The following is a 12,534-nucleotide window of genomic DNA, read 5'->3' as shown; positions in this document are numbered from 1 at the left end:
TTTAATAGAGGTTAATTTATAGATAAAATTGAATAATTACTCTTTATTTTCTACTCTTTTAAATTATTCATACAACAAATTAGGGAAGCAATCAAAAGTTAAAAGCTGAGTAACTTAAACAAAGGAAGTTTATATGCAAAATAAAGCTAATATCTTTTTTTTATCTAATATTCTTTTATTAGTTTCGATTTCTGATGTAGCACTGGCCAGTCATACAACTTATATAAGAAATCCTTTACTTGACAGTCGTTTATATAAAATTTATTCAACTGGATATTTTGATTTCAGCCTAGGTCATGTATTCAGCCAAAAAATAGAAGACAGTTACTTATATCAAAAAGGTTTTTTCCCTGATTTTTATTTTGCGAATCATATCAAAAAGACAACTCTTTTCTCCTTATCTGGAGGTTATCTTTGGAAAAGACCCAGTGTTTGGTTTCCTTATACTAGTATAGGATTGGAATACAGTAGTACAGCACAACGTACATTAACGGGACTCATTGCAGACTATAGTGATCTAAAAGAAATTAATCACTGTTATCAATACAAAATAAGAGAACAAAATCTTCGATTAGTTACTCAAATCAATACTTATTACTGGCATGGCTGGATGCCTTTTATTCAATTAGGCGTCGGCACAGCATGGACAAAATATAATGAATATCACGAAATTGTTTTACTTCATCTTCCCTCCCATCATCTTGATCCACAATTTCCACAAAAAACAATATCTAGCTTTGCTTATCATGCCAGCTTCGGAATAAACTATATTATCAATAAAAACTTATGGATGGGGTTGAGTTACCGCTTTGATGATTTTGGCAAAGGACAAACCGGCGAGACAAGGCCGGATAATTATTTAAAAGGTCATTTGACAAATTATCTTCAAGCACACAGTGTACTTTTTTCGCTCCGTTATTTATTTAATTAAAATAAGCTATTAGAAAAAATAATAAAGAGTATTATCATGAAATTTATAGAAGTTCATCAATCCAGAAAGCTACGTTATTCTTTTTATGAGGCAGACTCTAATTCAAAAAATTATCAAACTTCCTTTAAAAAAGGCAATCAATATATTTGGACCTACAAATTAGTCAGCTACTTTCCAAGGTGAAAATCTAAATTTTAATGATAATAAAACTGAGATTTTTATTAAAAAGAGCTCTCCTATTCAAATAGAAACGATATTTAATATTATATTTTCACCGCAAAATGATACAAATTCAGTTTATATTAATCTATTTATAATAAAATCTTTTAGAGAACCTGAAATTATATTCATTAGGGAGGAATTCTTAACTAAGCCAGACATAAAAAAATAAAAATTGATGGTTATTTAGAAATAAATAATTCAAATATTGTTAAGGTTGGCGAACAAAAAAATATTGTTTTCTTGTTCAAAAACCAGAGTCAACAACATGTAACTGGAGTTAATATTACAATAAAATAAATGAGTTAAACTATAATGCTCCAATTATTTATCATTAAAAAATCAAGGATTGATATCATGAATAATAAAAATAACGAAGAAAATATAATTCTTTTTCAACAACATGCTTTTGAAAATAAGCAAAGTGAATATCAAGTTGACGAAGAAAAAAGTATAAATATTCATGCAGATATTTTAAACAAGTTAAGCGAAGCAAAAATCGTTGGTGTTTTCAAACCTACTTCCCCCTGGGGGAAAAAGTATTAACAGCACTTTTTAGCTATAATGAAGGGAAAAAAGTACCTATTGAGGTCAAAATGACTGTGATTCAAGTCCAACTCACCGCTGAAATTACTCAGGGACTACCTATTAAAGTCGTTAAAAACTCTGAGCATCCTATCGAGTTCTTAATCAAAAATACTCACTTAGCGGATGCAATAATCACAGATTTTAATCATGGATCATTACTCGAAGACAGTATTATCATCAGTGAAGAAGCTATTGATGGCAGCTCCCAACCGATCACGTATAGCTTTGCAGAATTTCAGGAAAAATTAGCCACAGGGGTAAAACTCGATCCACATAAACAATATCGAGTCAATGCTATTTATAAGGTTATTGATGAAAATCATAAAAATGATATTTTATTTAAATATAAAGAGTCTGCTACATTAGAAAATGAATTAGACCGTGAGGGGGTTCGTCCTCAAGTATTAAAAAATATCACCATCGAAAAAAACGCTACAGTCACGGTGATCGGCAAAGTCAATGTTCAAAATTTAAAGTTCAAAATCGGTGAAGAAGAAAAAATCGAATTCATCTTTACAAATACGAGCACTGAATTTCCAGCAACAGGTGCTAATATTACAATTATACAAAAAACAGAAGGCCAAGCCGCGGTGGTAAAAAAAAATTAAAATTAAATAACCTTGAGCCAAATACAAATTATATAGAATCTTTCTATATCAAGATTGAGCAAAGCGATATCATTAAAAACCTATCTTTTGAGGCGCAGTTTACGTATTGCGAAGGCAAACCGATTATCCCAAAACTACGCCTCATCATAGGTTATTTACCCAAATCAGGCAGCGCACTCCTCGCTATTACCAAACAAGGTGGGCTCGGTATTATCGAGACACCGAATCAAAAACCAGAAGTGTTGAATAAAGGTCTTCACTTACGTTTTTCAAACTGGACAAGTATTACTTGGAGCCCCACTTTAAAAAATTATCTCCTTGTAGGTCATCCTATGTATATTGGCCAAAGTCAAAATGGAATTTTATGGGAATATCAGCATAATCCTACACAAAAACCGTTAATGAAAATACGTTGGAATAGTGTATTAGGTCATTATATTGCTGTAGGAAAACAAGGTGCGATTGCTATTAGTCATGATGGAAAAGATTGGAATGCGTATGAAATAGAGGAAAAACCTAATCTAAACCACATCCTTTGGTGTGTGAAAAAAAAACATTACGTTCTCATTGGAGAAGAAGGTTATATTGCGCTAAGCCTCGATGGAATTCACTGGGAAAAACAGTCGTGTCCAATTTCTGGTAATTTATTTGATATTGCAACCAGCGTACCTTGGGATGAAAAACTGCTATACGTTGTTATTTCGCGTGAAGATTATATTATTGAAAGTGAAGATGGACTTACCTGGACGGTTGCTGTCAAACCACAACAATTTCTACCAAGGGGCGCACGATCAGTTCTTTATAATCATAGCTATGGGCTAACTCTAAATAGAACAGGCTCTGCTTATTTGAAATTTTTTACAGTGACGGCAAATAGCGGAACTGCACCAGGTTATCTACATCGATGGTACCGTTATTATAATACGAAACCTGCGCCCTACACTTCGACTTGGGTGTACAATCAAATTTATATTAAATCTCCAAGTGCAACTAATTTATTTTCAGGAGTCAATGAATTTCATTGGTTTGAAGAAATTAAGCTATATGTCGGTGTAGCTGAGGTTCCTTGGATTTTTTACAATGATGGCATAAGCAGCAGTACCTTGTTGCATAATAAAACTAACATCAATTCTGATGAAATCAAACACGCGTTTCAACCTGGATTTTGTAGCATCACAATCGGGAACATTCCTGAGTATAAAAGTGATGAAGAAACGCTTTATCTTGATTTGGCGAAGTATCGATAAATTAGCTAGAAGCAATAATTCTCTCGGTTAGGGTCATAGTCAATCAATTTAACAGATTGATTACGATCCATCGAGAGTACTGAAAAAAGCTTTCTACTCTCTTTTTTTTGCTACTTATGTAATAAAATGATGTCTAAACCCACTTTTAGCGTTAAAGATTATGAGAATTAAATACACAAACAAAAAACTAAGAAATAACACGATAATTTGCTTATAATCTTCTATCGCTTAGCTTTTCTGTAGAGAAGATTGGAGTACTGACTGTAAATAAGCGCATCGATTGATTTTTTAATGTTTATTAAGTCGAGAGTGCCTAAATCGCATCACTCAACTTTGACTCTCTTTTTCTTATAAAGTAAAATTGCCAAGAGGGGGGAGATTGAGTACAATTTACCCCGCTGTAGGGGCCCATAGCTCAGTTGGTTAGAGCAGAGGACTCATAATCCTTTGGTCCTAGGTTCAAGTCCTAGTGGGCCCACCAAAAAATTACCTTAGAAGCAAACACTTATATCAATTTTAAATTTGTCTCTTCTTTTCCCGAGCTGCCTTACGGGATTTTTGCGTGATGTTCTTGAATTGGATTCATTCTAAGTAACGTTATCCATATTCTTTGTTCCAGGCGCATGCCATTCAATCTTGAATGTAATTAATTTTATTCAGCCTTTGAATCATAAGTAGTCTTCCTTATATTGTACTACCCATTCCCACTTTAAGCAGTAAATTGCATCATCACGACGGCCTGTATTAAGTAAACAATTACCGCTTTTCTAAAATGAGCCGATCATTTAGTCAATAACCTTCGTTATTGATCGCCAATGCAACAGAAACTGTTTCTTTTTCTTATTTTCTAACAGTAACTTAATTTTAAGTGCTGTAGAATAAAGTTTATTTTGTACAGACAAACGAAATAAAGGAGAAGATATAGCGATAAGATACCTTGATAATTAAAATCAAAAAATTATCTATTTTTTAATTATAATTATTCAAATTTTATTTTTTAAGGCTCAGGTGCTGTCTTTCTATATTATTATTGAATAACCTATTTATAGGTTTTTAATAGACAAAATAACGAGTGAATATTGTAATTTTATATCAAATCATTAGATTAAATATTAATTTATATTTCATAAAAAAATTAAAAAATTTGTTCTTTTATCAATGATCCTTAGAAAAGGATATTTCTTCTTAAATAAGCAGGACATAGGAAAAATAATGACCACTTACTCATCCTTGAGTTCATTTAGCGACGTACTTTTGATTACTGTATTTTACTTAATTTAGACTAAATAAACAATCAATTATCCTGATAATTTATAAAAAATTAGCGGCTCATTTAATCGACAAGTTATTTAATAACTATTTTCTAAGTGAACAACCTTTCTCAAAATTGTTTCCTAAAAAAAGCATTTAGTTATCCACATGAGTGGGACTCCTCAAAAAATCCCAACGATTGTGGGTAACCTAATTCCTTTTATGTTTTCAATCACCTGTCTATTTACGTTCTCTTTTTAAATTTTTATCGAGCTAAAGAATACTTACAGTACACTAAATCTAAGATAGCCCATCTAGTATAGGCGTGATTGCTTACGATTACTTATAATAAATTGATTTATAAAAGTGAATTCTTAGAGTTACGATGCTCAAAATCTACAACAAAACGAGTCTGCAGTGTTCCGACTTATGTTTAACAATAAATTTTTAGTCAAAACATACCGACTCACACACACGAACACAAAACTTAGGACAAACTCACATTGTAAATTGCATTCATTGATATCCCGGTTAAATTAGAAATTTCCTTTATATCTTCATACAGATTTTCTGGTAGTTTTACATTTACCGTCCTAAATGACATCAAATTTGTCTTTTTCATGTTACGAGTTACTTTCTTTATCATTTTATAAAGTTATTTCTAATACGATTAATTATTTAAAATATAGTTTTTGCATCAAAGTTACATAATGCTACTATATAATTAATATAATAAAAAGTATTACGAATACCCTATTTTTACTTTTTAATAAGAATAATAATAGTTTTATTAAAATATTTTACACAAATATAGAGTTTATGCTAATAATAAAATATTATCTTATATTGTATATTATCTTTCATTTAAAAAAATAATTTTTCAACGCCTTACTTTTATATTTTTTTCTGATATTTTTTTAAAAAATCCATATAAAAAATAGACTATAATGTTTTAAATTTACAAAAACACTATCAATACCGATTTTTAAATAACTTCTCTAGAATAGCTATTATTTTTAATTTTTAATATATTTCAGATGGCTTATTCAAGAGACAGTCTAAATAAAGATACCTAACTCTTCTATCTTTTATTAATATAAGCGCTTAGGTCTTTAATTAATTTTTCTAATTGAGAATATTAGTTGATTTATATAATGAAAAAAACCTATCTGAAAAACCAAAAACTCCTTTTCTTTGTTCAGAATTCTATCCCCTTCTTCGATGCGATCTTACAATTTTCCTCTCTAATCTATTTCAAATATTGCAAAAGCTTATCTTCATATAATCGAAGTTTTCCTCTTTTTTTATCTTTATTCTTATTTTCTGAGAAAACTGATTAATTAGAAAAACATTTAAAATATGCGCGATCTTTTAGCTCCAAATTTATTTAATTCATCTTCGGCTTGAGCAACTGGTGACATACTTCTCTTTTTCTCATTAAAGAGACTAAAGCTTATTCCATTTGAGATACTATTTAATTTTTGTCTATATTGGTCCTGCTTTTTATATAAAATATATTCTAGGCCATTAATCAGATTTACTATATTAGCAATAAACAAATCATTCTCTTCAAATCCTAATTGAATGAATAAGGATTTAACATTTAGAAGCGATTCATATAATTCGATTCTCTTTTTTTCTCTAGGATCATTTAGATAGTTATTAATAGATATTTCTAATATATGTGAAATATCTAATATTTTATTTAAATGATCGCCTGTAACTATCAGTTCTATTATTATAAGATCATTATTAAATAACCTATAATAATTACTAACAAAAAAAGATTCTTTTAAATTTTCTAATAAAATATTTTTCTCAATATCAATCTTCCAATACTTTTTGATCTCTTTAACTAGGAAATATTTTCCAATCGTCTTAAAAGACTTTAAATAATCTATATAACCTATAATATCATTCTGAGCTTTTTCACTGTTCTTATACGAAATAAAGCTTGGAATATTTTCTACAATATTACGTAATTTATTTCTACGTTTAATGATAAAGCGAGCTAAATTCTCTGCTTCACTAGATTCTAAAAAGTAACTTTTAGTAAAATAGTCAATCAGTTCGTCAGGTAATAAACAAATCAATAATATCGTCTTGTTGCGTTCCCCTTCAAAGAAACAAGAATATTGCTTAGATAATAAAAATAATTTTGAATCTTCATAACGATAAGAAGATTTTGATTGCAGATCATATCGAACTAAACTTAACCAATTAAAAGGTTTATAATTAACAATTGCAGGGAGTGCTTGAATATCTTCTTGATTAAAATCAATAGATTGTTCTGAAATAAATGATTCATGAGATTCTTTCTCAGTGGGGAAGCACCATCCTCCATCAATTTTTATAGCTTGATTATTTTCATTTACACCGACATTGCCTGATTTAAAATCAACTTCACCTAAAACTAATGAGATAACTTGAACAGAAAGCAATCCATTAATAATAAAGTAGCTTTCAGGTTCATTAACATTAAAAAAGTGAGGATTAAAATTAGGAATTTCTTTTGAAAGAATATAATAGTTACCATTTTTCTCTGTCCAGCGAGTTTTAGGTGAAAAAGGATAAACTAAACGAAAAAACTCCTGAGCAATAGTTTCTTGCTTTGCTTCAAGATGATTTTTATCTAAATTTTTACAGATCCATCTGCTTTGATTTTTTATTTTTTTAACTAAATAAGTTGTATGAATCGCTTGCCCTTTAGATGTTCTATCATCTGATTCACTTTGATCAACTCTCACAAAGTTATCTATATTTTTAAACATTTTTTATAATTGATGGGGTAATTTTTAATACTATATTTACTTAAAATTAAGGAAATATTAAATATTTATATATATTTAATATTTTATATTCTTCAATCGAAATGATTGAAAAAAGAGTAATCTATTTTTATCAATACAGGCTAAATAGATAATAATGTCTTTTTTTATTATCTATAATTCTCGTTATAAGAAATAAAACTATCTAGATGATAATTGAATAAAAATGAGAAATAATTATAAATCAAACCTACCTAAACAGAGGCTGATGCTGAATTTTCTGCCGGCGTCATCACGATACGAAAATAAACTCTTCAATGAGATAGTATTTAAAGATTATTTTTCAGTATAATAACTATTCAAAATACGCTATTTATCACTTAACGAAACTCAAGATGATCCTTCGCTCTTTAGAAATATTTGCCTTAATAACAAAAAGTAGCCTATGGAACTAGCTTTTTGGGATTATAACAGTCGGCTTATATATGATTATCTTTTTTGATGCTAAATTATATGCGGATGCTTGCTTGCAAATTATATTTATAATTTTCCAATTTTATGGAATTTATCAGTGGCTATATGGTGGAAAAAAAGAAATCCTTTAAAGATTCAGTTAGCAGATTGCTCTAATTATCAGATACTTTCTATTGCTTTTTCACTTATATTTATAACGATTAGTTATATTTTAAAAAACTATACTGACTCAACAACTGTTTATGCTGACACCTGGATAACCTCCGTCAGCTTACTTGCTCAATGGATGATAAGCATAAAATATTTACAAAATTGGCTTTTATGAATACTTGTTGATTTATGCTCTATCATTTTATACTTATATAAATCTCTATATTTAACTTCTTTACTTTATTTTATATTTCTTTTGCTGTGTATAAAAGGTTATAAAAACTGGTAATCTCAACGATTAATCGACAAATTACAATCAAATTTCAGTCTTATTTAGAAAATAAACTAAATTTTCATTATTGTAAACAGGTTCATTTATAATTATTGATTAGCTGATGATAAAAAATACTCTATTTTAAACAATAATTACTTAGCTAAAATAAATAAAAACTAGGTTAAAAAGTATTTTATGGGTAACTGCCCTGAAAAAATGAAATTGTTTCATCGCTTACATAAGTAAACGAATTTCCAGAATATATGCTTTTTATAAATAGAATTTTTTAATTGATTAAGTGATAAAAAATTCGCATAAATCTATTCTTTCAGGTAAATTAGGCTATTTTCAAATTAAGAGCTTGCTTATGAAAAAAAAATCCTTCTTTATATTATTACTCACTATAATAATAATTATGATCAGTATATTCCAATCCTTGTTAACAAAGGATGATAAACTGACTCTTCCTGGCAAAGAAAAAATAGAAAAAAAATTGGTTTACTATCAATGTAATAACGGTAAACAACTTACAGTAAACTATCTTCATAAAGAAGATAATATTTTAGCTATTATCTCTATCGAAAAAAATAAAACACTTATTTTTTCAGAAACAGTCTCTGCAAGTGGTTCAGCCTACCGTGCTAAACAATATCTCTGGCATGAGAAAAGTCGGCAAGGATTATTAGAAAACGTGCTAACAAAAGAAATAATACATTGCTATGAAAAGTAAATTTCTTACTTCTTCTTTCTTTTAGGGTGATCACTTTTTAATATTAAATTGATCGTGATAACGTTTAATATGCTTAAAATTACTCCATATTTACTTGAAAAAATTTAAATAATAAAGACCTATTCTGTTACTAAAGAATTTTTATAAAATCTCACAACCAAAATTTATAGATATTTTTCTCCATTCACTTTCAACAGAATAATCTTTCTTAATTGAACTGATTGAGGCGAGCGACATTGTCGCTTACAATAATGCAATGAATATTTTGTCTATCCAATCGCATGTGAGTTATGGTTATGTCGGAAATAAAGCGGCTACGTTTCCACTCCAATCATTAGGTTTTGATGTCTGGCCGATTCATACCGTACAATTTTCAAACCATGCTGAACACATTAAAGCGGTGGTCAGTGGTTTAACTACTCTGGGTGTAGGACAACAATGTGCAGGTATTTTATCGGGTTACCTTGGCGATAAATCAATCGGTCAAGTGATTGTTGAAACAGTACAACGCTTTAAGCAACTCAACCCAAACTTAGTCTATTTATGTGATCCCGTCATGGGTCACCCCGGCGGAAAAAACTGTTTTGTTAAAGAAGATATTCCCCTCTTTTTTCGAGAAACTATTTTGTCCATCGCAGACATGATTACTCCCAATCACTTTGAAGCAGAGATATTATGGGGGAAAAAAATTCACTCGCTGACTGATTTGCAAGCGGCTTGTGCTTTTTTTCATGCCCAAGGTGTTTCAATCATTGCGATAACACGCTTACAATTACCTGAAATAAATGCAACACATCCTGATCAAAGTTTTTCATTCTTATCTTTGACAAAACCACCTCATTATCTGGGCTCACTCCCTAATCTCCAGTCAGAAACTGAATTCAATGGTTCTGGTGATCTATTTTCAGCATTACTCTTAGGACATTTTTTACTCAGTCGCGATCCCGTGAGTGCCTTTAAACAAGCAACGAATACAACATATCAAATACTTGATATTTCTTTGCAAACCAAACAACGTGAATTAAAAATCATCGGTTACCCCTATTGTGATTCGGCCCCGAACTTGATTAAACTAACACCGATTTTATCGTAGGGAAGTTTTCTATGCCTGAGTATCATTTTTTATTTATGGATCGCTTACTCAATTACCTTCGGTATTCTGTTGATTAATTTGCTTATTCCGTCTTTACGCTATTATAAACTGCTCAAAAATAAAAAGCGTTTTCTTTGTTCTAAAAAATCATGTTAATATTCTGGGAAAAAAAGATACTCGCTTATCTTTTATGGCCATTTTCTTGGTTATATCGTCTTTTGTTTTTTTACGAAAACAATTATATCGCTTGAAAATCAAAAAAATTCATTATTTCCCCGTCCCTGTCATCATTGTTGGTAATCTAACCGTAGGTGGCTCAGGGAAAACGCCGCTTGTTATTGAAATAGCTCGCTTTTTAAAAACACAAGGCTTAAAGCCAGGTATCGTCACGCGTGGTTATGGTGGAAAAGCGAAACATTACCCTTTGCAAGTCGACGAATATAGCCGGCCTTGCGAGGTGGGTGATGAAGCGTTACTAATTAATCGCGCTGTCGATTGTCCTGTCTTTGTTGACCCACAGCGTGTTCGTGCGGTCAAAAAGCTGTTGGCTAAAAAAAATTGTGATGTCATTATCAGCGACGATGGATTACAACACTTTGCACTGGGTCGAAATCTGGAAATTGCAGTCATTGATGGTGACCGTCGTTTTGGCAATGGATTTTGTTTGCCCGCCGGTCCATTACGTGAACCCGTTTCACGCTTAAAAAGTATTGATTTAAAAGTAACAAAGGGGCATACACAGGATGATGAATTTACCATGCAACTTATCCCTGATTATTTTTATCAATTAACTGCCCCCCAAAATAAGCAAAAAGCGCCCTATTTTTATCGCAAATCACTGCATGCTGTAGCCGGAATTGGTCATCCAGAACAATTTTTTAAAACACTGCGTGCGCTCGGTTTATCTTTTCAAGCTCATGCATTCCCAGATCATCACTTTTTTAAACAAAAAGAACTCGCATTCGGTGAAGAAGTCATCATTATTATGACTGAAAAAGACGCCGTTAAATGCCAAGGATGGGTCGATCCCCGGCTCTGGTGCCTGAAAACCAAGACAAAAGTAGATGATCGTTTTTTTTCAGCATTACTAACGAAACTCTATCCAGCTAAATGATAGGCAACGATTTTCTGTAAACTGGTTTGAATGTCTATTTTAGGCGTCCAACCCAAGTAACGTTGTGCATTTTTGATAGAGGGCACGCGATAAGCGACATCTTGGTACCCTGCCCCATAATACTGTTCACCCGCAATAGTTTCGAATTGGGTATTCTGAGCAATCGCCGCATAATTTGGATAACGTTTAATTTCTTCAAGAAGATAACGAGCAAGCTGTTCGATGGAGCAATCATTCTGTGGATTCCCGATATTGAAAATACGTTGCTCCGCACAACCTTCTTTATTTTCAAGAATCTTAAGTAAAGCAGAAGTACCGTCTTCAATATCAATAAAACTACGCCGCTGCTGACCACCCTCAACCAGTTGAATCGACTCACCACGTAAAATATTCCCCATAAATTGGCTAATCACGCGTGAGCTACCTGGTTTAGGGTTATGTGGATCATCGAGCTGCGCACCGATCCAATTAAAGGGTCGAAAAAGTGTATAATTGAGCCGACTTTGCAAACCATAAGCATGAATCACACGGTCCAACATCTGCTTACTACAAGAATAAATCCAACGTGGTTTATTAATAGGTCCCAGGATCAATGGACTGGTTTCCTCATCAAAGACCGGGTCGGTACACATCCCATACACCTCAGAGGTAGAGGGAAAGACAACTCGCTTGTGGTGTTCCACGCAAAGACGAATGATACGCAGGTTCGCCTCAAAGTCTAACTCAAAAATAGCGAGCGGATTATTCACATACGTAGCAGGTGTTGCAATGGCAATTAAAGGTAAAATGACATCACAGTTTTGAACTTGCTGTGCTATCCAATGCGACGATTGATTGATATCTCCTTGCTTGAATTCCAAACGTGGATCATCCAATTTATCTTTAATTCGATGATCGTGTAAATCAAAACCGACGATCTGCCAATCGGGTTGCCTCGCTAAAATTTGCGTGAGTAAGTGGCTCCCGATAAAACCATTAATACCCAAAATAAATATTCGTAAACTCATCGTTCTACCCTTGTCTACCCATTTTAGGGATTTGTTGATTGATTGTATCGAGATGAAGGTGGTTACAAAACAAAACAAAC

General features: G+C 31.6%; 10 protein-coding genes, 1 tRNA gene and 1 pseudogene. 10 read left to right on the top strand and 2 right to left on the bottom strand.

The window, feature by feature from the left end; translation table 11 throughout:
• Positions 1-133: 133 nt before the first annotated feature.
• From S3O_RS0106805 to S3O_RS0106785, 5 genes are all read left to right on the top strand, one after another.
• Positions 134-931 (top strand): outer membrane protein, encoded by a 798-nt coding sequence (locus S3O_RS0106805; RefSeq protein ID WP_010598330.1) that lies wholly within the window; start codon positions 134-136, stop codon positions 929-931.
• Positions 932-1,507: 576 nt separating this feature from the next.
• The gene (locus tag S3O_RS0106800) at positions 1,508-1,696 is read left to right on the top strand and encodes a hypothetical protein (protein ID WP_156792805.1); all 189 of its coding nucleotides are present in this window, start codon (positions 1,508-1,510) and stop codon (positions 1,694-1,696) included.
• Positions 1,697-1,746: 50 nt separating this feature from the next.
• A complete protein-coding gene (locus tag S3O_RS0106795; RefSeq protein WP_010598328.1) occupies positions 1,747-2,346 on the top strand; it encodes a hypothetical protein in 600 nt (199 codons plus the stop codon).
• A 242-nt stretch (positions 2,347-2,588) separates the two neighbouring features.
• Positions 2,589-3,593, top strand: a complete 1,005-nt coding sequence (locus S3O_RS0106790) for a beta propeller repeat protein (protein WP_010598327.1) — start codon at positions 2,589-2,591, stop codon at positions 3,591-3,593.
• Between the two features lie 404 nt (positions 3,594-3,997).
• Positions 3,998-4,074, top strand: a tRNA-Ile gene (locus S3O_RS0106785).
• Between the two features lie 2,122 nt (positions 4,075-6,196).
• On the opposite strand, the gene S3O_RS0106780 is transcribed toward S3O_RS0106785, so the two are convergent.
• Positions 6,197-7,615: a hypothetical protein gene (locus S3O_RS0106780; protein WP_010598326.1), complete on the bottom strand. Its 1,419-nt coding sequence runs from the start codon at positions 7,613-7,615 to the stop codon at positions 6,197-6,199.
• 461 nt (positions 7,616-8,076) lie between these two features.
• Between S3O_RS0106780 and S3O_RS20480 the strand changes: the two genes are divergently transcribed.
• The 5 genes and pseudogenes from S3O_RS20480 to lpxK all read left to right on the top strand — a co-directional run bounded on the left by S3O_RS20480 (position 8,077) and on the right by lpxK (position 11,447).
• Positions 8,077-8,217, top strand: coding sequence for a nicotinamide mononucleotide transporter (locus tag S3O_RS20480; RefSeq protein ID WP_408005675.1), 141 nt, complete (start codon positions 8,077-8,079; stop codon positions 8,215-8,217).
• Positions 8,184-8,525, top strand: a pseudogene (locus tag S3O_RS20475) (nicotinamide mononucleotide transporter family protein). The gene S3O_RS20480 and the pseudogene S3O_RS20475 overlap by 34 nt, the downstream one beginning before the upstream one ends.
• Positions 8,526-8,877: 352 nt before the next feature.
• On the top strand, positions 8,878-9,240 hold the full coding sequence (locus S3O_RS11950) for an MliC family protein (RefSeq protein ID WP_156792804.1): 363 nt from the start codon (positions 8,878-8,880) through the stop codon (positions 9,238-9,240).
• A gap of 256 nt (positions 9,241-9,496) precedes the next feature.
• On the top strand, positions 9,497-10,333 hold the full coding sequence (gene pdxY / locus S3O_RS11945; protein WP_010598323.1) for a pyridoxal kinase: 837 nt from the start codon (positions 9,497-9,499) through the stop codon (positions 10,331-10,333).
• 247 nt (positions 10,334-10,580) lie between these two features.
• Positions 10,581-11,447, top strand: a complete 867-nt coding sequence (gene lpxK, locus S3O_RS0106760) for a tetraacyldisaccharide 4'-kinase (protein ID WP_235776210.1) — start codon at positions 10,581-10,583, stop codon at positions 11,445-11,447.
• Here the strand turns inward: lpxK and S3O_RS11940 are convergent.
• Positions 11,432-12,454 carry a bifunctional UDP-4-keto-pentose/UDP-xylose synthase gene (locus S3O_RS11940; RefSeq protein ID WP_010598321.1) on the bottom strand — a complete coding sequence of 341 codons (1,023 nt, stop codon included), beginning with the start codon at positions 12,452-12,454 and terminating at the stop codon, positions 11,432-11,434. The genes lpxK and S3O_RS11940 overlap by 16 nt on opposite strands.
• Between the last annotated feature and the right edge of the window lie 80 nt (positions 12,455-12,534).

It is taken from the genome of Rickettsiella massiliensis 20B (genome assembly GCF_000257395.1).
Classification (GTDB): Bacteria; Pseudomonadota; Gammaproteobacteria; order Diplorickettsiales; family Diplorickettsiaceae; genus Diplorickettsia; species Diplorickettsia massiliensis.
The sequence above is the reverse complement of the archived record's forward strand: the minus strand, read 5'-3'. Positions and strand labels throughout refer to the sequence as shown.